This is a genomic window from Nonomuraea jiangxiensis, assembly GCF_900099965.1.
Taxonomy (GTDB): domain Bacteria; phylum Actinomycetota; class Actinomycetes; order Streptosporangiales; family Streptosporangiaceae; genus Nonomuraea; species Nonomuraea jiangxiensis.
Genome location: NZ_FNDJ01000006.1, coordinates 307443 through 329342 on the forward strand (window position 1 = coordinate 307443; position 21900 = coordinate 329342).

Annotated in this window: 21 protein-coding genes; 12 read left to right on the forward strand and 9 right to left on the reverse strand. The window is 66.8% G+C overall.

Annotated elements, in window-relative coordinates; translation table 11 throughout:
- Nucleotides 1–475: 475 nt before the first annotated feature.
- The gene (locus tag BLS95_RS15825; RefSeq protein WP_090931761.1) at nucleotides 476–1018 is read right to left on the reverse strand and encodes a hypothetical protein; all 543 of its coding nucleotides are present in this window, start codon (nucleotides 1016–1018) and stop codon (nucleotides 476–478) included.
- Between the two features lie 452 nt (nucleotides 1019–1470).
- On the opposite strand from BLS95_RS15825, the gene BLS95_RS15830 reads away from it, so the two are divergent.
- From BLS95_RS15830 to BLS95_RS15855, 6 genes are all read left to right on the forward strand, one after another.
- A complete protein-coding gene (locus tag BLS95_RS15830) occupies nucleotides 1471–2013 on the forward strand; it encodes a MaoC family dehydratase (RefSeq protein ID WP_090932063.1) in 543 nt (180 codons plus the stop codon).
- Nucleotides 2010–2795, forward strand: coding sequence for an HpcH/HpaI aldolase/citrate lyase family protein (locus BLS95_RS15835; protein ID WP_090931763.1), 786 nt, complete (start codon nucleotides 2010–2012; stop codon nucleotides 2793–2795). The genes BLS95_RS15830 and BLS95_RS15835 overlap by 4 nt, the downstream gene beginning before the upstream one ends.
- A 25-nt stretch (nucleotides 2796–2820) precedes the next feature.
- Nucleotides 2821–4080, forward strand: coding sequence for an acetyl-CoA hydrolase/transferase family protein (locus BLS95_RS15840; protein WP_090931765.1), 1260 nt, complete (start codon nucleotides 2821–2823; stop codon nucleotides 4078–4080).
- Between the two features lie 16 nt (nucleotides 4081–4096).
- Nucleotides 4097–5284, forward strand: a complete 1188-nt coding sequence (locus BLS95_RS15845) for an acyl-CoA dehydrogenase family protein (RefSeq protein WP_090931767.1) — start codon at nucleotides 4097–4099, stop codon at nucleotides 5282–5284.
- A 64-nt stretch (nucleotides 5285–5348) separates the two neighbouring features.
- Nucleotides 5349–7091, forward strand: coding sequence for a pyruvate dehydrogenase (locus BLS95_RS15850; RefSeq protein ID WP_090931769.1), 1743 nt, complete (start codon nucleotides 5349–5351; stop codon nucleotides 7089–7091).
- A gap of 713 nt (nucleotides 7092–7804) precedes the next feature.
- On the forward strand, nucleotides 7805–8638 hold the full coding sequence (locus BLS95_RS15855) for an alpha/beta hydrolase (RefSeq protein ID WP_218135787.1): 834 nt from the start codon (nucleotides 7805–7807) through the stop codon (nucleotides 8636–8638).
- Between the two features lie 315 nt (nucleotides 8639–8953).
- Here BLS95_RS15855 and BLS95_RS55685 read toward each other — a convergent pair whose 3' ends face one another.
- From BLS95_RS55685 to BLS95_RS59815, 4 genes are all read right to left on the reverse strand, one after another.
- Nucleotides 8954–9091 carry a hypothetical protein gene (locus tag BLS95_RS55685; RefSeq protein ID WP_176993211.1) on the reverse strand — a complete coding sequence of 46 codons (138 nt, stop codon included), beginning with the start codon at nucleotides 9089–9091 and terminating at the stop codon, nucleotides 8954–8956.
- Nucleotides 9092–9461: 370 nt separating this feature from the next.
- A complete protein-coding gene (locus BLS95_RS15860) occupies nucleotides 9462–9674 on the reverse strand; it encodes a hypothetical protein (RefSeq protein ID WP_090931773.1) in 213 nt (70 codons plus the stop codon).
- Nucleotides 9675–9818: 144 nt separating this feature from the next.
- Complete coding sequence (locus BLS95_RS15865) at nucleotides 9819–10136, reverse strand: hypothetical protein (RefSeq protein WP_090931775.1); 318 nt, start codon at nucleotides 10134–10136, stop codon at nucleotides 9819–9821.
- Nucleotides 10137–10244: 108 nt separating this feature from the next.
- Nucleotides 10245–10679 (reverse strand): helix-turn-helix domain-containing protein, encoded by a 435-nt coding sequence (locus BLS95_RS59815; RefSeq protein ID WP_090931777.1) that lies wholly within the window; start codon nucleotides 10677–10679, stop codon nucleotides 10245–10247.
- Between the two features lie 1332 nt (nucleotides 10680–12011).
- Between BLS95_RS59815 and BLS95_RS54150 the strand changes: the two genes are divergently transcribed.
- The gene (locus BLS95_RS54150) at nucleotides 12012–12341 is read left to right on the forward strand and encodes a hypothetical protein (protein WP_143043723.1); all 330 of its coding nucleotides are present in this window, start codon (nucleotides 12012–12014) and stop codon (nucleotides 12339–12341) included.
- Nucleotides 12342–12647: 306 nt separating this feature from the next.
- Here the strand turns inward: BLS95_RS54150 and BLS95_RS15875 are convergent, their stop codons facing one another.
- Nucleotides 12648–13052, reverse strand: a complete 405-nt coding sequence (locus BLS95_RS15875; RefSeq protein ID WP_245765069.1) for a hypothetical protein — start codon at nucleotides 13050–13052, stop codon at nucleotides 12648–12650.
- Nucleotides 13053–13868: 816 nt separating this feature from the next.
- Here BLS95_RS15875 and BLS95_RS57890 point away from each other — a divergent pair.
- Nucleotides 13869–14093, forward strand: a complete 225-nt coding sequence (locus BLS95_RS57890; RefSeq protein ID WP_245765070.1) for a hypothetical protein — start codon at nucleotides 13869–13871, stop codon at nucleotides 14091–14093.
- On the forward strand, nucleotides 14074–14349 hold the full coding sequence (locus BLS95_RS55690) for an MmyB family transcriptional regulator (RefSeq protein WP_245765088.1): 276 nt from the start codon (nucleotides 14074–14076) through the stop codon (nucleotides 14347–14349). The genes BLS95_RS57890 and BLS95_RS55690 overlap by 20 nt, the downstream gene beginning before the upstream one ends.
- A gap of 202 nt (nucleotides 14350–14551) precedes the next feature.
- On the opposite strand, the gene BLS95_RS15890 is transcribed toward BLS95_RS55690, so the two are convergent.
- Complete coding sequence (locus BLS95_RS15890; protein ID WP_143043724.1) at nucleotides 14552–15778, reverse strand: glycosyltransferase; 1227 nt, start codon at nucleotides 15776–15778, stop codon at nucleotides 14552–14554.
- A gap of 151 nt (nucleotides 15779–15929) precedes the next feature.
- On the opposite strand from BLS95_RS15890, the gene BLS95_RS15895 reads away from it, so the two are divergent.
- The 3 genes from BLS95_RS15895 to BLS95_RS15905 all read left to right on the forward strand — a co-directional run bounded on the left by BLS95_RS15895 (nucleotide 15930) and on the right by BLS95_RS15905 (nucleotide 20564).
- Nucleotides 15930–18794, forward strand: a complete 2865-nt coding sequence (locus tag BLS95_RS15895) for an AfsR/SARP family transcriptional regulator (protein ID WP_218135788.1) — start codon at nucleotides 15930–15932, stop codon at nucleotides 18792–18794.
- 106 nt (nucleotides 18795–18900) lie between these two features.
- Entirely contained in the window at nucleotides 18901–19737 is an 837-nt protein-coding gene (locus BLS95_RS15900; protein ID WP_090931783.1) for an alpha/beta fold hydrolase, read from the forward strand.
- Nucleotides 19734–20564: a class I SAM-dependent methyltransferase gene (locus BLS95_RS15905; RefSeq protein WP_218135789.1), complete on the forward strand. Its 831-nt coding sequence runs from the start codon at nucleotides 19734–19736 to the stop codon at nucleotides 20562–20564. Before BLS95_RS15900 ends, BLS95_RS15905 begins: the two co-directional genes overlap by 4 nt.
- Nucleotides 20565–20656: 92 nt before the next feature.
- Here BLS95_RS15905 and BLS95_RS15910 read toward each other — a convergent pair whose 3' ends face one another.
- Both BLS95_RS15910 and BLS95_RS15915 read right to left on the reverse strand, forming a co-directional pair.
- Nucleotides 20657–20917: a hypothetical protein gene (locus BLS95_RS15910; protein WP_090931785.1), complete on the reverse strand. Its 261-nt coding sequence runs from the start codon at nucleotides 20915–20917 to the stop codon at nucleotides 20657–20659.
- 32 nt (nucleotides 20918–20949) lie between these two features.
- Entirely contained in the window at nucleotides 20950–21837 is an 888-nt protein-coding gene (locus BLS95_RS15915; protein ID WP_176993213.1) for a hypothetical protein, read from the reverse strand.
- Nucleotides 21838–21900 lie beyond the last annotated feature (63 nt).

Sequence of the window (21900 nt, forward strand, 5' to 3'; positions counted from 1 at the left end):
GGCGGCTCAGGGGCCTCGTTCACGTGCATGTACTACGCCGCTCTCCGGCCTGCCGAGGCCATCGCCCTGCGCCGGGAAGACTGCAACCTCCCGAAGACAGGCTGGGGATGCCTCATCGACGTCTCGGCCCGAGGTCAACACCCAGTGGACGGACACCAGCGACGCCCACGAGGAACACGGACTCAAGCACCGCGGACGGGATGACGTCCGGCCCGTGCCCATCCCGCCCACCCCGGTCATGATCCTCCGTGACCACTGGCCGGGCGTCTCAGCCCCGGATGTGACCGAACGAGCGGGCCACGGCGTCAATGTCCTCCTGAGGTCTGCGCCAAGTGCATCGACGGCCAACAGGAGATCGCCAACCAGTGGATCGGCGACGCCCTCGCCGCATGATCGTCCAGCACTACATCGGAGGGTCCCGGAACCTCGCCTGGGACCGTTCCGGGCTTGTCGCGCTGCCCATCGACGGCGAAGGCTACGGCAAGGTTCCCTTGAGCGCGGGACTACAGCCCGTCTCCTCACGACGAATCAGCGCCAAGAACGTAACCAGCACTGCGCCCGCCAAATAGTGCAGGATCGGCCCGGACTCGACGATGTCCCAACCACCGAAACGGAGCGTGTCCGTACAGCCGTCCGAGATGATCTCAACGGCGTATGGGATGGTGAACACCCCGGCGATGACCAGGAACAGCGCCGCCGTCAGCCACGCGGCGGCTATGCCCCACCTGCCCCGAAGAGCGAGAGTCGCACATAACCCGAGCGCCATCACGGCGGTGGGCCAGCCGTTCAACTCCGCAGAGATGGTCTGCCAGTTGATCTCTATCAGCCAGCCGACATCCGTAAAAACTATCGGCTCGGAACTTAAGGGGCAGACAAAGCCTTGCGTTGAGTAGGTCGGCCCTTCGGGGAAGTACAACGAGAAAGTACGCAAGGCGGGAGCCGCCAGAGCCGCCACGGTCAACAAGGGCACCCCACAGCGCGGTGGAATCGCCGATAACGGAAGCAAGATCGCCGCCATGTGGTCGTAGATGGGGGCGCCCAGCCTAGATCATCTCTCGCACGCACGTCAGCCTCGCCGCATGATCACCCAGCCCACCCCGAAGGGTCCCGGGGAAACGCCCTGTGATCCTTTCCGGGCATATTCCGGGACCTGCGACATCGGGCCGCTCACAGCGGCATCCGGCTGCACACCCCTGAAACGCAGAAGAGGCCGCGAGCCCGAGGCCGCGGCCTGGATCGAGCACGCACTGCCCCTACATCGTCGGGTCTCAGCCTACGCCAGATGCCGGTCCCCACTCACGTGGGGTGATCCGGCGCTTCGATGTTCGACCGCATATGGATGGTCGGCGCATGTTGACCGGTACCTAACCCTCAGCGGGAAGAAACTTCGCGGTGTGAAAAGACTTTCGAGAATGAAAACTGCGCCGTGAGTGGCAGAGTACGTTGGAGGCGACCGAAAAGGTGGTCGACATGAGGACCGAATCGGAGCGCGTCTCGTGGTCGGGCCGATACTTCGAGGACTTCTCGGTGGGTGAGGTGTATCGGCACCCGCTGGGACGTACGGTGACCGCCACAGACAACGTCTGGCAGGCCCTGCTCACGCAGAACACCATGCCGGTGCACTTCGACGCCCACTACGCCGCCCAGACCGAGTTCGGGCGACGCCTGGTGGACTCGACGTTCACGCTGGCGCTGGTCACGGGCCAGAGCGTGACGGATGTCTCGCAGCACGTGATGGCCAACCTGGGCTGGGATCAGGTGCGGCTGCCGAACCCGGTGTTCGAGGGCGACACGATCTACTCGCAGTCGGAGGTGCTGTCGGTCCGGGAGTCGCGGTCGCGGCCCGACGTGGGGATCGTGACGGTCCGTACGGTCGGCTTCAACCACCGCGGTGAGGTCGTCATCGTGTTCGAGCGCACCATGATGATCTACCGCCGGGGCCACGGCCCGGACGTGACCGCCGTACGGCCGGTGTGGGACGAGCGGGCACGGCGGGCGGTGCAGCCGCCATGAGGGCCAGATCGTGGCTGTTCACGCCCGGTGACCGTCCCGATCGGTTCGGCAAGGCGGCGGCCGCCGGGGCGGATGTCGCGATCCTCGACCTCGAGGACGCCGTCGCGCCCGAGGCCAAGGCCGGTGCCCGCGACGCCGTCGCCGCGGCGCTGGGCGAACTGCAGGCGTACGTGCGCGTCAACGGGGCGGAAACCCCGTGGCACGAGGAGGACCTGCGCGCGGTCGCCGGCCGACCGGGCCTGCTGGGCGTGATGCTGCCCAAGGCCGAGACACCCGACGTGCTCGACGGCCTCGGCGTGCCGGTGGTCGCGCTCGTGGAGACAGCCCTGGGGGTGGAGAACGCCGCCCTCATCGCCGCCCGGCCGGATGTCGTCCGGCTCGCGTTCGGCAGCGTGGACTTCGCGCTCGACATCGGCGCGACGGAGGACGACTTCCTCTACGCGCGCTCCCGTCTGGTCGTGGTCTCCCGTGCGTGCAGGATCGGCGCGCCGGTGGACGGGGTCACCACCGACCTCGACGACCCCGACCGCACCATGGCGGACGCTCGGCGGGCCCGGGCCCTGGGCTTCGCCGGCAAGATGTGCCTGCATCCTCGCCAGGTCGGCCTGGTCAACCGCGCGTTCTCCCCCTCGGAGGCGGAGCTCGCGTGGGCCAGGCAGGTGGTGGCGGCCGCGGGCGGGGGCGGCGCCGTTCGCGTCGGCGGGCAGATGATCGACAAGCCGCGGCTGGAGTCGGCCCGCCGGCTGCTGGAGCAGGAGGACCCGGAGGCCGGGCCGCCGTAGCGACCGCGGTCCACCAGGAGGTGTCATGAACGCGCCGACCGACGTGCTGGGCCTGATCAGCGACGGTTCGGACCTGATCGTGCCGATCCACCACGGCGAACCGCACACCGTCATCGACGCCCTGGAGGAACACGCCAAGCGATTCACCGGGGTGCGGATCCACCAGATGGACCCGGCCCGCGAGCACCCCTACATCGCCGGGAAGTTCCCGGGGCACCTGACCCACGTCAGTTACTACCTCGGGCCCGGATGCCGGCAGGCGTACTGGAACGGCACCTGCGAGCTCGTCCCCGCGCACTTCAGCGAGGTGCCACGGCTCCTGCGCGAGCGCACCCGGCACTCCCTGGTACTGGCCGCTGCGACCATGCCCGACGAGCACGGCTACTTCAGTCTGGGCACCAACGCGGACTACGTGTCCGCCTTCATCGGCGAGGTGCCGTTCTTCCTGGAGGCCAACCCGCGCATGCCGCGCACGTACGGGGAGAACCAGATCCACGTCAGCCAGGTCGCCGGCTGGTGCGCCGCCGACTACCCGCTGGAGGAGACCCAGCCGGCCGTACCGGACGACCGGGACCGGCGTATCGCCGAGCTGGTGGCCGAACGTGTCCCGGACGGGGCGTGCCTGCAGATCGGCGTCGGCCGCATCCCCAACGCGCTGCTGTCCGCGCTGGCCGGCCACCGTGATCTGGGCGTGCACACCGAGGCCATGTCCGACGGCGTCATGCACCTGGCCGAACGGGGCGTCATCACCGGCACCAGGAAGCAGCAGCATCGCAACAAGCACGTCGCCACGTTCTGCATCGGCACCCGGCGCTTCTTCGACTGGCTCGACGGCAACGCCTCGGTGGCGATGCTGCCGGTCGACTGGGTCAACGACCCCCGCGTCGTGGCCCGCGAACCCGCCATGATGTCGATCAACGCCACCAGCGAGGTCGACCTCATGGGCCAGGCGGCCAGCGAGACCATCGCGGGCCGTTACTGGTCGGGATCGGGCGGGCAGGCCGACTTCGCCCGCGGCGCCATGTACTCCGCCGGCGGCCGCGCCTTCCTGGTGACCCACGCGGCCACCGGCGACGGCACAAGCCGCATCAAGGCCCAGCTCGGCCCGGCCACCCCGGTCACCACCCTGAAGAACACCATCGACCACGTCGTCACCGAGTACGGCGTCGCGGAACTCCGCGGCCGCAGCCTCTCCCAGCGGGCCACGGCGCTGATCGCCATCGCCCATCCCGACCACCGCGACCGGCTCGCCTTCGAGGCCCGCCGCGCCGGCCTGCTGCACTGAGACGAGGGACCAGGTCATGACCGACATCGCCATCCACGACACCGACACCGCCCACCAGCGGCTCCGCGTGCAGGTACGCGAGCTGTGCGACCGCTTCGGCGGCGACTACTGGCGCGCCCGCGATCGTGAACGGGCCTACCCGGAGGAGTTCGTCCGTGCCCTCACCGAGGCCGGTTACCTGTCGGTGCTCATCCCGAAGGAGTACGGCGGGCTGGGGATGGGCGTCACCGAGGGCGGCATCATCCTCCAGGAGATCAACCGCTCGGGCGGGCATGCGGCCGCCTGTCACGCGCAGATGTACACGATGGCCGCGCTGCTGCGGCACGGCAGCGACGAGCAGCGGCGGCGCTACCTGCCCGAGATCGCCCGCGGCCGGCTGCGGCTGCAGGCCTTCTCCATCACCGAACCCGAGGCCGGCTCCAACACCCCGGAGATCCGCACCACCGCCGTGCCCGACGGCGCCGGCTATGTGGTGACCGGCCACAAGAACTGGACCAGCCGCATCGTGCAGTCCGACCTGCTGATGCTGCTGGCCCGCACCCAGCCGCTGCCCGAGGACCCGGCAGAACGAGCCGAGGGCATCAGCCTGTTCCTCGTCGACCTGCGCAAGGTCCGCGATGAACAGCCGGACACGCTGGTCGTCGAGCCGGTGCGCACCATGTTCAACTACGCCACCAACCAGGTCTGGTACAAGGGCATGCGGATCCCCGCCGACAGCCTGATCGGCACGGAGGGTGAGGGCTTCCGCTACGTGATCGACGGCTGGAACGCCGAACGCATCCTGCTCGCCTCCGAGGCCATCGGCGACGGCTACTGGTTCCTGGACCGGGCGATCGACTACGCCAACCGGCGTTCCGTCTTCGGCCATCCCATCGGCGCCGACCAGGGCGTGCAGTTCCCGCTGGCCCGCGCCTACACCCAGGTCGCCGCCGCCGACCAGATGCGCACCCGTGCGGCGGCCCTGTTCGACAGCGGGCAGCACTGCGGCGCCGAGGCGAACACGGCCAAGTTCCTGGCCAGCGAGGCCAGCTGGCAGGCGGCCAACGTCTGCCTGGACACCCACGGCGGCAACGGGTTCGTCGACAGCTGGGACGTCGAACGCAAGTTCCGCGAGACCCGCGTGTACGAGGTCGCCCCGGTCAACAACAACCTGATCCTGGCCTTCCTCGGGCAGCACGTGCTCGGACTGCCCCGCTCGTACTGACGGTTCATGATCATCACGCGGCCGGATCGGTCGCCGACACCGACAAACGAGGAAGGTTCGGAAAATGGCCAAGCAGAGCGTTGCCGAACAGTTCATCGACATTCTCGTACGGGCCGGCGTCAAGCGACTGTACGGCGTGGTCGGCGACAGCCTCAATCCCGTCACCGACGCCGTACGCCGCAACAGCGGCATCGAGTGGGTGCAGGTGCGGCACGAGGAGGCCGGGGCGTTCGCGGCCGGGGCGGAAGCGCAGATCACCGGACAGATGTGCGCCTGCGCCGGCAGCTGCGGCCCCGGCCACGTGCATCTGATCAACGGATTGTTCGACGCCCATCGGAGCATGGCGCCGGTGCTCGCGCTGGCCGCGCACATCCCCAGCGCCGAGGTCGGCACCTCCTACTTCCAGGAGACCCATCCGGACCGGTTGTTCGCCGAGTGCAGCCATTACTCGGAGCTCATCTCCCATCCGGAGCAGATGCCCCGAATCCTGCAGACCGCCGTCCAGCATGCCGTCGGCCGCTCAGGCGTCGCCGTGGTGAGCATGTCGGGAGACATCGCCGGGCAGGACGCGCCCCAGCCGGCGGCCGAACTGGCGATGCTCAACCGCGCCCCCACCATACGCCCCGGACCGGACGAGATCGCCGACCTGGCCCGCATGGTCGACGCGGCCGATGCGGTCACGCTGTTCTGCGGCAGCGGGATCGCCGGCGCCCACGACGAGGTCATGGCCTTCGCCCAGCGGGTCAAGGCACCGGTCGGGCACGCGCTGCGCGGGAAGGAATGGATCCAGTACGACAACCCGTTCGATGTCGGCATGTCCGGGCTGCTCGGCTACGGCGCCGCCTACGACGCGATGCACGAGGCCGACCTGCTCATCCTGCTCGGAACAGACTTCCCCTACACCGCGTTCCTGCCCGACCACGTACGTATCGTCCAGGTCGACGTCCGCCCCGAACATCTGGGCCGCCGCTCCAAACTCGATCTCGCCGTCTGGGGTGATGCCCGCGAGACCCTCCGCGCGTTGACGCCGCAGGTCAGGGAGAAGACCGACCGCCGCTTCCTGAACCGGATGCTCACCAAGCATGCCGACGCACTGGAGGGTGTCGTCGCGGCCTACACCCGCGGCGTCGAACGCCACCGGCCTATCCACCCCGAGTACGTCGCCTCGATCCTGGACGAGGAGGCCGCCGACGACGCGATCTTCACCGTGGACACCGGCATGTGCACCGTATGGGCGGCCCGCTACCTGTCCCCGAACGGCCGGCGCCGCCTGATCGGCTCGTTCAGCCACGGTTCCATGGCCAACGCCCTGCCCCAGGCCATCGGCGCACAGCTGGCCGACCGCTCCCGGCAGGTGGTCTCCCTGTCAGGCGACGGCGGGTTCTCGATGCTGATGGGCGACTTCCTCACGCTGGTCCACTACGACCTGCCGGTCAAGGTCGTGCTCTTCGACAACTCCTCGCTCGCCATGGTCGATCTGGAGATGATGGTCGGCGGCTTCCCGCCGTACGGCACGTCCTATCCCCGGACCGACTACGCGGCCATCGCCCGCGCGGCCGGAGCTCACGGTGTCCGGGTCGAAGATCCTCAGCAGGTACGAGACTCGATACGCCAGACGCTGGCTCATGACGGCCCGGCCCTCCTGGACGTGGTCACCGATCCCAACGCGCTGGCCATCCCCCCGCGCATCACCGGCCGCCAACTGGCCGGCTTCGCCACGACCACCAGCAAGCTCGTGCTCACCGGCGGGGTGGGACACATGATCCAAATCGCCCGATCGAACCTGCGCAACATCCCGATCCCGTGACCGAGCTACACAAAGCGAGAGGCCCGTCACCGCGTTTCCGCTGGTGACGGACCTCCTCTCGCTGGTCTGGCAGGCGCAAGGGGCGAAAAAAAGTCAACCGTGGCCGGCCATGTTCTCCGGTAGTCCGAGGGCTGAGGAACGAAGTCCCCAACCGTCGATCGCCCCCAGCCCCTGAACGGAGATTAGCCACCGGCGGTCGTGAGGGCGGTAGTCCACCGGGTTAGATCTGTCGGCCCTCCACATTTTCGATCGCTCGTAACGCCGACCACCTGATATGGTGCCGATCATGGTCTACATGTTCATCCGTCTTCGGACTGTCTGAGACGGTGTCCCGCCGGTCGCTCAGCGATCAGCGGCAGTTGAGGCGATCCCGCTAGAAGCGTTGCGGTCTAGATTCCGCGTGCCGCCTTTCGCCCGACCCGACCCGACCCGTCGACGTCACACAGCCGCCCGTTGGTGCCTATAGCTGCGTTCCGTCCTTTGCGGTCTGCCATGGGCTGGCCAGCGCTGCCACCGCGTCCACGGTCGCCTGTGTCATCGCCGAACTTCGGCGAGCTCACTAGACGCCCACCATCTCATCGCCGGCTCAACGCGCCAGCACTCGGCATCACGCGCGTTCGCCGCACCTCAATCCGATCGGACTGATCTACGTGCCATCTATCTCAACCAACCCCTCGAACCCTCGACCCGCGGCCGATGCCACTCCCACATTCGTGCTGGTCCACGGCTCCGGCTCCAGTTCGTTCATGTGGGCCCCCATCCAGCGCGAACTCGCGCTGCTCGGCCACCGCAGCTTCGCCGTCGATCTGCCGGGGCATGGCCTCGACGCGCAATACCCGGTCGCCTACCAGGCCCCGCAAGACCTTGATGCATGGGCGATCGAGCCGTCGACGTTGGCCGGGATCACCCTGCAGGACAACGTCGACATGGTCGTTGACGTCGTCCGCCGCGTGGCCGAGTACGGGCCGGTGGTGCTGGTGGGCGCCAGCCTCGGAGGGGCGACCATCACCGGGGTGGCAAACACGATTCCCAAGCTGGTGAATCGGCTCGTGTACATCTCCGCGTGGTCGTGCGTGCAACGGTCGAACCCCATCGAATACATGCAGGAGCCCGAGTACGGAGCCAGCCTGATGCCCCACCTAGCCGCGTTCAATGTCGGAGACCCGGCTCAACTTGGTGTCGGCCGGGCCAACTACCGCACCGCCGACCCGACGCTGCTCGCCGACCTCAAGGCGGCGACCATGGCCGACGTCACCGATGAACAGTTCCGGGCCTTCCTCAACATCCTGCAGCCGGACGAGTCAATCGCGGTCATGATGGCCGACGCCCGTGTCCACGCCGACACCTGGGGCACGATCGCCCGCACCTACATTCGCCTCACCGGCGACCGATCCATTCCGGTGGCCATGCAGGACAGGCTGATCGCCGAAGCAGACGCACTGACTCCCGACAATCCCTACGATGTTCACACCCTGGACACAACACATGCAGGGTTCGTGTTCAGAGCAGCGGAGGTGGCAGCCATCCTCGACAAGTCAGCTCTCTAGCGACAACTCAGATCTGCCTCGTGTCCAAGCCATCAGAGCTTGGACACGAGGGTTCGCGCGCAGAAAGCTCGCTGCCCATACCAATTCGCCAAGGCCCCCGCGGCTGAACACTCTCGACCATTCCGCGGCCTCGTCCTCGCGTCCATCCCGGAGTCGAGCACCCCCGCCGGAGGCGGCTTTACAGCGGGCCACAGATCTGGGCTTCGATTGTGCCGCTGAGCTGGCACCACAGCCCTGGCCGTGGTTTCTCTCTACGGCACCATCCCGTGTATATCCCGGATCTTGATCGTGCTTCCGCGTACTGGTGACCTGTACTCAGAGATAGTCCCGCCAGAACGGGACCGTGGCGTGCGGCTGCCATTCCTCGTCGCGTTCGGGGCGTGGTTCCTGGAACTCCTGGTTGATGTAGTCGGCCAGGTCCGTGCCGTAGTAGATAGTGTCCCAACCCCGCATGGACAGGACGGGATGTCCGTAAGTTCCGCGGCCGGCCGGTAGGAACCGGTGCGCATAGAGTGGGGCCATGCTGGGTGCGTCCGCCAGCCGGAGCCGGGCTGTTTCGACGGCTTCCAACAGATCGCTCGGCCGCTCGCCCCAACTCGATCGCCAGTGGCCGTGCTCGACATCCCACAGGAGACAATCGACCGGCCTAGCAGCTCTGCCAGTTCGCAGAGCCTCCACAAGATGGCCGGTGAAGATCGAAGGCTCGGGTCCCTTGCCGGTGTGGCCGGCGAAGGAGTCCTCGCCCGCACCGGACGAGGCCATGATGTAAGCACCGCGGCTGGTCAATGGGGCGCTGAGAGATTTTCCTTTCGCCGCGTATTCGTCACGCGTCCGCCAGCCGACTGCGAAGCCACCGCTTTGGCAGCAATTCAGGACGAATGTAGAGCAGCGCCAAGTCGTCTTCGCTGAGCGACTCCAGGTACTGCGCGATGCGGGCGCGCATCTCATCAGCCGTGCGCTCTGTGTCGGCATCCACGCTGGGGAACGCACCGATCGCGTGATGCTCCAGCACCTGACGCATCTGCTCGACGTCCACGCCGCAAGAGGGGAGGGGCCGCGAAGCGACCGTCACGGTAAACTTCTGTTCCCAAGAGCAGGGCGGTACGTCGCGGAGGGCTGCTCAACTGCGTTGCTCCTCATGTCCAGTTCCGTCTTGCGGGAACCTCTGCATAAGGCGCTCCTAGGCTTCGTCCGGACGGACAGTTATCTCGATGCTCCGCTCGCCCTCGGTTAGACGAACCTTCCGGTTGCGCTCAATGGCGGACCACTCTTTGATGGCGGTTAACAGGAGTTGCAGCGCAGGACGGGCGGCGCCCAACAGGGTGACCGCGAGGATCACGTGAGTTGCTGCGCCGCTTTTACGGGCATCGGTGGATATCTCCTCACTATCAGGATAATCCACCGAGATGCCATCAACATCCAGCAGAGCGTGATGAAGAGATCTAGTCAGGCGCTCCTGCCGAAGCCGATCGCCGCCCGCCAGGACTTCGATGTCCATCCGCGCCGCCCTCTCCAGGCTGTCTAGATATCGATCATTCGACCCGTCTCAACAATGCGCCCATATCGAACATTTGCTCGATACCAAATAGCGGATGTGACGCTCGAACTAATGAACCGACGACTGGAGCACCACCAGGTTTGTCCATTCATCTGGTGAGAGCTGATACGCATTGCTAAGGCCGGTGATGTCCTCCGGCGTGGGAACCAGCAAGCCTGTCTCTATGTCGGAAACCTCTTTGGCGGACACGCCAGCACGTCTACCCGCGTCTTCGAGCGAGAGTCCGGAATGATGCCGCGCAACTCGCAGGGCTTCCATCAACTGCGCATGCGCAGGACTCACGGGACTGCGGGTCACGGTTGCCTGCGGCTGCTGCGCATCACTACTAACTGAGTTCGAAATTGCCCCCCACAGGAACAGTCCGATGGCGAGAAGGACCAAGCCCCCGGCCCCTCCCGCGACTGCCGTGCCACGGTAATGTGCTCGTACCCAACTTAGCGTGCCATTAGCGTTGCGACGCCAGTGTCCCCTGACGTGGGTCATGGCTGGACCCTACGAAGCTGACAGATGGGAGTCCATAAGCAAAAGGCAAGAGTCATCTTCCGTCTTCAATACAGGCCTCATAAAGGCTAGCCGAATTGCGCATTCGACCAGAGCCAGGAGAGCGTGGAGTGACGGAGGGGATTTCTGATATCAATCGAGTTGAAGAGTCACTCAGGATTTTTGTTACAGGAGTAGCCCACGCGAGCGACGCAGAGCACAACCACGCTCACGGCGACGACCAGCTGTCGTCGCCGTCGAATCCCAGGGTCGCGATGCTGACCACATCAACATCCAGAGCACCTCCAAAGAGCACATGCGATTGGGGCCGAATCCGCGACAATCGGTCGCCCAATGTTCCGCATCAGCGACGCGGACAGGTGACTGGCCGCAGGACCTCTGACCGCCCCTGGTCGAAGCCGAAGCCATCAGGCCGAGATCACCGCAGGCTCGCTGACGGAATGACATCGCTGCCCCCAGGCTCTCATCAGTGCGGCGGCACTACGATCACGATGCCGGTTGGAAACTTGGCCGCGTATTGGCCGTGAGAGGCCGTAGGAGGCCGGTGATCGCCGTACACGGCCGGACACAACGCGAGAGGCCCGTCACCGCGTTTCCGCTGGTGACGGCCCGCTTCCTGCTGGTGTGGCAGGTGCAAGGTTCGAGCTTGCGTAGGCTGAGCCGACGGTTTACAGCGCGTGACCGTTAGGGCGAAACCGTGCTTCCTAACTGCGGATAGGCGCACGATACTCTTCGACCGACCTTGATCATTACACGTATATTGCACGGCCTCCCGAGAACCGCCTCTCCACCCGCGCACATCGTGAGGAAGGCGAACTAATCCTGAGAAGGAGTCGCCCAGATGCAGCCAGCAGCTTGAAGTGACCAGTGTCCTGGCACGAGGAGAGTGCGCTGTCCTCGGAGCTCGCTCCCAACACTGGCAGCCGGCTCCATCTGAGCGCCCGTGATCAGGAGCCTGAAGCCATCTCGACGCCGAAGTTCAAGTGTCTCTCCGGGATGCCAGTCCCCCGAACGCCAGTGACCGATGATCCTCACACTGGAGCCCGGCCCTGCCTCCATAGTCATCGTCCGGAAGTGGAACGGGCCCCCTTCCCCGCGCGAGGCGACACGGTACCGTTCCCCGCACTCACCACACACTCGCTCAGCCGGAAATGGACCGGCATGAACCGCTGGGTCAGCTTCGTGCTGGGTCACGCCCATACTGTAGGTCGCTCCGGACAGCCCGTATGCCAGATACCCGGCAGGAGGCGGCCCACAACGAACGTACCCTCGACAACCGTGATGGCCCTCGGCTGGGCTGGCAGACTTCGCCATGTGAGCGAGGTCCTTTTACGCGTCCCCTTCCCGTTCCCAGATGGCAAGTTCCCGCCTGGTCTCGGAGCCGTCGTACAGAGAACAGTGATCTCCGGCAACTTGCCCGCGCTCATCGTGATTCACGATGATGAGAACGACTGGCTCATTGGCGATGACGTCACCGACGCCAGCGATCCGAATGCTTCGGCAGTCTGCCATGTGGCCCACATCGTTGATCTCGATCCGAGCGTGGCCGAAACCGCGTCTGTCCCCTGTGGATACGCCGCGCGCAGAGCCTCAGCGCAAGAGCCTTGGGCTATTGAAGCGTGGCACTACGAAGATGACGAGTAGGTCATGACCTCTGCGTCCGGCGGCACACCACCCTCCTGATCATCCCGTCTGCCGTCGACCCGCCCGAAGGGGAAGCGAGCCAGGGCCACGGGTCAAGGGTGGAGCGCCCCACCGGACGAACGACCCTTGACCCCGTGGCTCAGCTCTGCTCGGCTTGTCCCGAGTCGATGGCGGGCGGGATGATCAGGCTTCCACCTCAGCCACCTACGGCTCAGACAACCGACACGGTGATCATTCCGGAGCCGAAGTGCCCCCCGCCGGAGGCGTGGGTTGACGCTCACCAACATTAGAGTCGAGCGCTGCGGTTCAGGCCTCATTCCAGTTGTCGAGGATGATGACGGGTGCCTCTTCCACATCGAGCCATTCGGCTTCGATGCCCATGCCGGTGGACGCTTCGATGAAGGCGAACGCCGCGCTGAGCTTGCCTCGGTAGTCCTCCGGGTCGAGACTGTCGAGCATGGCGCGGAAGTCGGCCATGATGCTTGGATCACCCTCTTGGAGGGTGTGCTCGGCGAAGATGAAGTCGCGCAGGCGTGCCCGAATCTTGCCGTCGGCTGCGTAGAGGATCGTGTATCCGCCGTTGAAGTGCCAGGTCGTCATCCACACGCGTGACTCCTTGCTGAGTTCGGTGAGGATGTGATCGGGTGTGGCGAAGCCTTGGGAGAACTCGAGGAAACCCCAGGCTCCTTCACTTTCGTAGACGAAGAGCACGGGCAAGTCCTCCTCGCCGGCTCCTCTCTTGGGTATGCCATGATGCGTTCCTCGGGATCTCGGCCTCCGTTCAGCCGCCACAGGAGATCGTCCACTGTGATCTCTTCATGGAGAGGTTGCACGACGGTCCAGCAGAGGGCGCTCTCAAACCACTGCTGTTGGTTGAAGAGATCGCGGTAGTGATCGATCACGTGATGATTGTCACGGAAACTGACAGGAGTGAAACGCCTCTTCGACTGCTCCAGTGGGCTGCGGTGAGGATCACTGCATGGACCGGCGATCGTCCCCAACCGCGTGCGGCGGTCATGCCGTGGCGATCGTGAGATGCATCTGTGCGGCGGCTCGGCAATCCCGGTTGGAGCGTTCGGTCCGTACGACGGGGCCGGCGTGCGGCGGCCCCAGCCTGTAGTCCCGCGCCGTTCGGGACCAGCCCCCAGACCGCACGCCCGGACGGCGGGCGGGCGGAGGGCCGGGGGTACGGCGGCGCACCCGGCCGCCGCTTGAGTACGCGGTAGAGCTGGAGGAACTTTCGGCAAATCCGCCGCACAAGGTCATGTGGAAGCCGCCCAGGAACCACCGAGACCGTAGACCTTCGCGTCGTGGTGAATCCCCGCCAAGCACAAGAACTGCTGACCACGGTGACCTACATAGGACGACGAGGCAGAGGCCGGCGCCTGATGGCCTCTTCGCCCGCATGTACTACGCCGCCCTACTCCCCGCCGAAGCGATCGGCCTCCGCATCCAGGACTGCCACCTACCCGCCTCAGGCTGGGGACGGCTCACCATCGACGTATCCCGCCCAGAGGTCAACACCGAGTGACCGACAGCGGAGACGCCCACGAGGAACGCGGCCTCAAGCGCCGGGGCGGACAGGACGTCCGGCCGGTGCCCATCCCGCCCGAACTCGTCAAGATCCTCCGCGAGCACATCGCCGAGTTCGGAACCGCCGGCGGCCCGTCGCTGCTGCGCGGCCGCGTCGGACCTGCGGTCGTCCCTCGCCGCCTACCCGGAGGATGGACGGCTGCGCACGTTCGTCGATGACCTCCGGCAGCGTAGCGAGCCCTTCAGGGGGCTATGTGCCACCCACGCGGTCGGCGTGCACGCCACCGGGGACACCAAGGTCGTGAACCACCCGGACCTGGGTGCGGTGACCGTGGACTGCGATGTCCTCACCGTACCGGGGGCTGACCTGCGCATCGTCGTCTACTCGGCGCCGCCCGACACCGCGACCGCCGAGCAGTTCGAGCTGTTGAACGTGGTTGGCACCCAGCCGATGGCGAGCCAGAACCCTACGTGACACACAGCCGCGCGCCTCGACCCCGGGCGGTGCCGCGTCCTTGGGTACGTCCGCGCCGTCCCTCCGCGACAACCTCACGCTCCCGGCGCTAGATACAACGGCGTTGTGGTCCTCTTGGATTGTCGATCTCTCCTCCCGCATCGGCGCATAGAGGGAGTTCCTGGCGCATGGTCCTCGGCTCTGTGCTCAGGTGCGGTGAGAGTCAGACTTCATGAGCTGTTGCGTCCACCAGCCGGGAGATCGACTCCAGAGCGTCGTAGCCCGTGAACTTACCCTGGAGCTCCTGCGCACGGGTGCGGTACGAGGGTGTCGACAGAACAGCGTTCACGGCCGCGTGAAGTGTGGCGTCATCCGGTCGGGCGGTGCCCAGGTTGACACCTGCCCCACTCCATTCCACCAGGGCGGCGATCCGTGGTTTGTCCTCGGTGGCGCCCCCGACAACGAGCGGGACGCCGTACCGCAGCGCGGTGTGTACGCCACCGTAGCCACCGTTGGTCACCAGGACGTCGGCGAAGGGCAGCAGCAGGTCGAAGGGGACGAAGTCCGCCAGCCGGGCGTTGTTTGGAACGTTCCCCATGAGATTCCGGACCTCGTCGGCTCCTCCGGGACGCGCCGTGGCCGCCACGACGAGGACATCGGCATCGCCGAGGACGCGCACCGTCGGTATCACCAACTCCTCCAGGTCCATGTTGGCGAACGTCCCCTGCGTGGTCACCACGACCGGGCGGCCTTGCGACAGTTCCTTCCACCATGAAGGCCGCTCGAAGGCGCCGGCAGGAGGCGAGGGCAGCGGGCCGACGAAGCGGAAGGAGCCCGGCAGGTCGTCGCGGGGGTGTTCGAACTCGGGGATGGTCAACTGCAGGTAGTGGTCAGGGACGGTGATCAGACTGCTGAGCACGAACCCGGGAAGCGTCGTTCCGATCGACTCGAACACTTTCTCCAGATGCTGTTGCGCATCCACGAACACCTCCTCGCCCCATCCGGTCGCCGGAGGCGGCGGTGAGATGCCCAGGCTGACAGTGATCGGGCGGGATCCGGCCGTGGACGACAAGGAGAGGGGCAGAGCCCCCAGGAACAGGCTGTCGCTGATGACCGCGGTGGCCGGAAAGTCGGCCAGCAGGCTACGCAGCGCCTCGTACTGTGCCGGGACCGGGTCTCCGAAGATGTGCTTGATGTCGAATCCGGTCCGGGCAGGGCCAGGAGGAAGCAGGTCCCGTTCAGGAAACGCCCGGTCCATCTGCCCCTCGTCGTAGTCGGCCTCCTCGGGGAGCGCTGTGAAGAACGCGCCAATGGCCTCGGCCCGCTCCTTGAACTTGGCTCCGGTGAGGACGGTCACCTCATGACCGCGCTTGACCAGATCGGCGGCGACGGTGAGAAGGGGGGCCACATGTCCGTGCACGGGTGTGGCAGCAATAACGATCTTGGGCACTGAATCTCCGCTCACAAAGAGGAAACAACCGGCGTATCGCCCGTGTTGTTTACTGGGCCGCGATCGTACGTCAACTCTTGTGCGTAAAAAGTGATCAGACGGTCTTCAGTCACGTATGGGGTGGAACGGGGAATCGATGGTGTCGCGCGAGGTGACGGCCTCAGGTCAGGGGGTGCCGGTCAAGGTGCACTTCACGGTACTCGGCCCTGTGCGTGCCTGGCGCGATGGCATCGAGCTGGACCCCGGACCTGCCCAGCAGCGGGCGATGCTGGGGCTGCTCCTGACGCAAGCGGGGCGATCGGTGCCGCTGGGCGAGATCGTGAATGTCCTGTGGGGGGACAAGCCACCGGCCAGCGCGGTCAACGTCGTACACCGGTACGTAGGTATGCTGCGGCGGTTGCTCGAGCCCACGCTCGCAGCACGGGAGGAAGGACGGTGGCTCATCCGCAGATCGGGCGGCTACCGGCTTGACGTGGGCCCCGACGAAGTGGACCTGCTGAGCTTCCGCCGGATGACCGAGGAGGCCCGGCGGAGCCGGATGAGCGGTGACCTCGGAACCGCCCTGAAGCGGCTGACGGAGGCACTCGCGCTCTGGCAGGGTCCGGCCGCCGCCGGAATTCCCGCGGACGTGCGGGCCCACCCGGCTTTCACAGCCCTGGACCGTGAGCAGCTCGCCACCGTTCAAGAGGCCGCGGACTTGGCGTTGAGTCAAGGGGCGGCCCATCACGTGCTGGCGCAGCTGTGGGAGACCGCCGCACGGCACCCGCTGGACGAACCGGTGCAGGCCAGATTGGTGCTTGCTCTGGCGGCCGCCGGCCGACAGGCGGAAGCGCTGGAGACCTGGCATGCCGTCCGTTCCCACCTGGCCGACGAATTGGGCATCAGCCCCGGCGCCGAACTGCGAGCCGCCCAGAAGCAGATCCTCAACCGACAGGTCGCTCCGGCGCTCATCTCCACGGGCACAGCACCCGCGTCAGAAACACCCACAAAGGCGCCGATGCAGCTGCCGCCGGACCTCGTAGCCTTTGCCGGCAGGCGCGCCGACCTCGCCAGGGCTCTCGCCCTTCTACCCGAGGACGGGCGCAGCCCGAAGACAGTGATCATCGGCGTGATCAGCGGCATGGGCGGGATCGGCAAGAGCACGCTGGCGGTGCACCTCGCACACCAGGTCGCCCGCCGGTTCCCGGACGGACAGTTGTACGTCAACCTGCGCGGGTTCGACCCGAATGGATCCGTGCTCGATCCTGAAGAGGCTCTTCGCGGTTTTCTGGCGGCCCTCGGTGTGCCACCCCACCGGATCCCGAGCGGACTCGACGCCCAGGGCGCCCTCTACCGGAGCCTGCTGGCGGATCGCCAAGTTCTGATCGTGTTGGACAACGCCCGCGACGCCGAGCAGATCCGGCCGCTACTCCCCGGCAACTCCGACTGCCTGGTCGTGACGACCAGCCGCGACCGCTTGATCGGTCTCGTCGCCGCCGAGGGCGCCCATCCGTTGACCATGGATCCGCTCTCGGCGGACGAAGCCCGTGAAATGCTCGTGCGCCGTCTCGGCGTGGACCGGGTCGTGTCCTCGCCTGATGCCGTCGACGAGATCATCGCCAGGTGCGCGGGTCTGCCGTTGGCGCTGACCGTGGTGGCCGCGCGTGCCGCCGCCCACCCGCACCTCCCGCTCACCGCAACAGCTGGAGAACTTCGCGTGGCGGACGGCAGCCTCGGCGCCTTCGTCGGCTCGGACCCGGGTGGCGACGTACGATCCGTCTTCTCCTGGTCCTACGGGAGGCTCGGTCCCGACGCCGCCCGGCTGTTCCGGCTCATCTCCGTGCATCCGGGTCCTGACATCACCGTGCCCGCCGCCGCCGGCATCGCAGGGATGCCCGTCGGAAAGGCCGGCCGACTCCTCACCGGCCTGACCATGGCCCATCTCCTCACCGAGCACGCACCCGGCCGCTACACCTGCCATGATTTGCTCCGCGCCTACGCCAACGAACTCGCGCACGCTCACGACTCCGAAGCAGAACGGCGCGCCGCCACGCACAGGGTTTATGACCATTACCTGCGTACCGCGCACGCCGCCGGCCGACTGTACTCCCCGTACTGGAGGACGACCACGCTACCCGCGACCGCGCCCGGCGTGGCCGCCGAGACCTTCGAGGACGACCGGCAGGCCCTGGCCTGGTTCAACCGCGAGCATCTCGTGCTCATGTCCGTGATCGACCAGACCGTCCGAGAAGGCTTCGACACCCACGCCTGGCAGCTGGCCTGGACCCTTGAGCGCTTCTTCGACCGCCAGGGCCACTGGCGCGACTTCCTCACCGCGCAACGGGCCGGCCTGTCCGCCGCCATCCGGACGGGGCACCGCGACGCACAGGCACATCTGCACAGGGGCCTGGCCCGCGCCTCCGCCCGCCTGGGCCGGTACGACGACGCCAACGTCCACGTCCAGCAGGCTCTGCACCTGTTCGACGAGCTCGATGACCGCTCCGGTCTGGCTCATGCCCACCGTTGCCACGGCTGGATCCTCGACCAGCAGGGACGTTACGAGGAGGCACTCGACGCGGCCGGTCGCGCGCTCGACCTGTATCAGTCCGTCGGCGACCATGTGGCGGGAGGCAGCGCGCTGCACGCCCTTGGCTGGACGCATGCTCTGCTCGGCAATCACCGGCAAGCCACCACATACTTCGAGCAGGCCCTCGCCACGACGGACAAGCACCACAACCGTTACGGCGCCGGCGGCACGCTGGACAGCCTCGGCTACGCGCACCACCACCTCGGCGACCATTCGCAGGCCATCGCCTGTTACGAGGAGGCCCTCCAGCTCTACCGCGACATCGGCGACCGCTACCAGGAAGCCGGCACGCTCAGGCGCCTCGGCGAGACGTATCTTGCGACCGGCGACCGGGGCACGACGCGGACCGTCTGGCACCAAGCCCTCGCCATCCTCGACGCCGCCGACCCCTTGGCCGCCGAAGAGGTCCGCGCGAAGCTGCGTCGTATCGACCGACCAGCAGGGCGATGACGCTTTAGCACTTTTTGTTCACATAACTCCTTCTAGATTCTTCGGGCCAACGAAGGCCGCGCCAGGGCGCGGTCTCCTGATCTCGCAGACAGCAGGGGGATATGACATGAGTTACCTCACCGTGAGTGACGGTCAGCTCTTCTACACCGACGAGGGCACCGGTGGAGAGACCGTGCTCTTCGTGCACGGGGGCACGTGCGACTCACACGACTGGGCCCCTCAGATCGAGCCGTTCGCAGCCCGGCATCGGGTGATCACGCCAGATCTCCGTGGTCACGGCAGATCGTCCTCATTCGCGGGTGGTCTCACACCGCGGGACTTCGCCGCCGACCTGGTGTCGCTGCTCGAACATCTCGACAGTGGGCCCGTCGTCGTCGTGGGTCACTCGCTGGGCGCTGCGGTCGCGTCCGTGCTCGGCGTCGAGTTCCCGGATCTGGTCCGCGCCGTCGTCGCCGTCGATCCCGCCTACGGATTCGACCTCGACTTCGCGGCCGGTGTCGCCGCCGCGTTCCGTACTCCTGACCCGGTCGCCGTGGCCGCCGCCGTGCTGGCCGGGATGGAGGCCCCCGCGACCGATCCCGGGCTCGACTGGCTTCCGACCTGGCACCGCCGCCGGACGCTCGGCACCTCTCCGGAGACCGCGGCTGCCGTCTTCCAGGGCCTGTTCGACGCGCCGAACGAGGTGACGTTGCGGCCCGCCGCCGAGGGCTATCTCCGCCGGAGGACCTGCCCGGTGCTGACGGTGTCCGCGAACGCCTCGCTGAAGGCCAAGGGCATAGACCTCGGCTGGGAGGAGGCGGTCAGCCTGCACCCGTACAGTTCGGCGGTGGCCTGGGACGGGGTCGGCCACTGGATCCACCAGGAGAGGGCAGCGGAGTTCAACGAGCTGGTTCTCGACTGGATCGCCGGACTGCCGGCCTCGCCGGCGGAAGGTGCGAATTGACGGACGACCACCCGGCCTACGTGCTCGGCAGTACGGATCTCGAACATCACCGCCTGATGCTGCAGGGGCACATCCTGCGGCCGTGGACGGAACGGTTTCTGCGGACCGCGGGGTTGCGCGAGGGTATGTCCGTCCTCGACCTGGGGTCGGGAGTCGGCGACGTCTCCCTGCTGGCGGGTGAGATCGTCGGGCCGCGCGGCCGGGTGCTCGGCGTCGACCGCGATCCGACGGCGGTGGAGAAAGCGCGGGGGCGCGCGGCGGGTGCGGGACTCTCCGACACTGTCACGTTCGAGGTGACGGCTCTGGAGGATCTCGCCGGCTCGCTGAGCTTCGACGCCGTCGTCGGCCGGTTCGTCCTGCTCTACCAGCGCGATCCCGCGAGGATCTTGCGGAAGTTCACGCGGTTCCTGCGTCCCGGCGGGATCGTGGCCTTCCACGAGATCGACCTCACCAACGAGAATCCCAGCTGGCCGCCGTGCCCGACGTGGGACGACAGCTACGCGCTGCTCGCCGAGGTCTACCGAGCCCACGGAACTCCGCCGGACTTCGGGCGCCGGCTCAACCGGACGTTCGTGGACGCGGGCTTGCCCGGCCCGGAGATCGAGGCCGTAGGAATCGTCGGGGCGAATGCCGGTTCGGCGCTCTTCGACTGGATGGCGCACTCGTTGCGCAGCCTCGAGCCGGCACTGCAGGAGCAGGGACTCGCGCTGCCGTCTGGGCTCGAACCCGATGAGGCGCTCGCCGAGGCGTTGCGCGAGGCCGTGTTCGAGCAGGGCAGCCAGGTGATGGGACCGATCCAGTACGGGGCCTGGACGCGGATGCCCTGACCCGCGAACGGCGGCGGCCGTCGCCCGGAGCCGAATGCTCCGGGCGACGGCCGCCTTGGTGTGATCCGCGCGTGCGTCGCGCCGCTGCCGCGTCAGGACCTGCTCTTCTTGGCCGACATGTTGGCGACGACGGCCACGCAGGCCACAGCCAGGGCGATCTGCACGACGAACACCAGCCAGCCCGTCCCGGCGAAGCCGAACAGGTAGGCGATGCCAGTGCCGACGGCAGCGGCCACGGTGCCCGCGGCGACGGTGGCGAACCAACCGATGTCCTGACGTCCCGGCAGGATGAGCCGGCCTATCAGGCCGGCCACAGCACCGGAGATCACGCAACCGATCAAGAAAAAGAGCATGTCATTCTCCTAGATGAGGTTTCGACAGAGGGTTATTCACTGTCGCTTTGTGATGGGGTGTCCTGCGTTGCGAGGTCGCCGCAGGTGAAGCCGTCCTGGCGCTCGGGGTCGAGCTGGATGCTGCCGAGGTTGGTGGTCTCCATGGGCCTTCTGAAGGTTTCGAGCCGGTCGCAGTCGTACAGGACGTACGTGCCGTCGCTCTCGCCCAGCAGCATCATCCAGCGACCGTCATAGAGGGGCTTGTCGTCATCGGCGCTCTTCAGCACTGTCCACTGGTCCTGAAAGCCGACGTACGACAGGAGGTCGTTGGCCTGCCCGGTCTCCTGGACCTCGATCGCGCCCTGGACGAGCCCGAGGATGAGCAGGAAGCCGAGGCCGATCCCGGTCAGGCCGCCGGTGATCACCTTCATCCCGGCGCGCCCGACCGGCTTGCGGCGCAGCAGCCGGAAGGGGATCAGGAAGGCCGCCGCGCCCAGCCCCACCGCGATGGTGACCATGACGAACAGGTCCAGTTCACCGAAGAGGTTGAAGACGCCCCAGTACGTCGCCCCGCACCACAGCGCCGCGATGGTGGCGGCGATCCATGGCCGCTCCCTGACACGCAGGAACAACCTGCCCGCCGCGCCGCCGGTCATCCTGTCGATCAGCCAGCCCAGTCCGACGAGGACACCGAGCAGCGGGATGGCGACCAACAGGAGCAGGATCAGGGTGCTCGTCATGCGGCCGAGCAGGACCGACTGATCGACGCCCACCTGCTGGGGATTGACGCCGAAGACGGCGTACATCTGCTCCACGCCGATGTAGAGAACGGCGTAGAGCGCCACGGCGATCGGCACCACGACGGACCCGATGCGTTCGAGCAGTGCCAGGACACCGCCCCCGTTCTTCTGGTCCGCGGGGGTGTCGCTCTCCGGATCCACGGAAATGTCCGTGTGTTCCGGCGAAATCCGATGACTCACCATGGGGCACGAACGTAGGGCTCG

What these genes read in the sequence shown, in the direction of transcription:
- BLS95_RS15825 (WP_090931761.1), bottom strand. Translation starts at nt 1,018, where the DNA reads ATGGCGGCGATCTTGCTTCCGTTATCGGCGATTCCACCGCGCTGTGGG.
- BLS95_RS15830 (WP_090932063.1), top strand. Translation starts at nt 1,471, where the DNA reads ATGAGGACCGAATCGGAGCGCGTCTCGTGGTCGGGCCGATACTTCGAG.
- BLS95_RS15835 (WP_090931763.1), top strand. Translation starts at nt 2,010, where the DNA reads ATGAGGGCCAGATCGTGGCTGTTCACGCCCGGTGACCGTCCCGATCGG.
- BLS95_RS15840 (WP_090931765.1), top strand. Translation starts at nt 2,821, where the DNA reads ATGAACGCGCCGACCGACGTGCTGGGCCTGATCAGCGACGGTTCGGAC.
- BLS95_RS15845 (WP_090931767.1), top strand. Translation starts at nt 4,097, where the DNA reads ATGACCGACATCGCCATCCACGACACCGACACCGCCCACCAGCGGCTC.
- BLS95_RS15850 (WP_090931769.1), top strand. Translation starts at nt 5,349, where the DNA reads ATGGCCAAGCAGAGCGTTGCCGAACAGTTCATCGACATTCTCGTACGG.
- BLS95_RS55685 (WP_176993211.1), bottom strand. Translation starts at nt 9,091, where the DNA reads ATGCGGGGTTGGGACACTATCTACTACGGCACGGACCTGGCCGACTAC.
- BLS95_RS15865 (WP_090931775.1), bottom strand. Translation starts at nt 10,136, where the DNA reads ATGGACATCGAAGTCCTGGCGGGCGGCGATCGGCTTCGGCAGGAGCGC.
- BLS95_RS59815 (WP_090931777.1), bottom strand. Translation starts at nt 10,679, where the DNA reads ATGACCCACGTCAGGGGACACTGGCGTCGCAACGCTAATGGCACGCTA.
- BLS95_RS15900 (WP_090931783.1), top strand. Translation starts at nt 18,901, where the DNA reads ATGAGTTACCTCACCGTGAGTGACGGTCAGCTCTTCTACACCGACGAG.
- BLS95_RS15910 (WP_090931785.1), bottom strand. Translation starts at nt 20,917, where the DNA reads ATGCTCTTTTTCTTGATCGGTTGCGTGATCTCCGGTGCTGTGGCCGGC.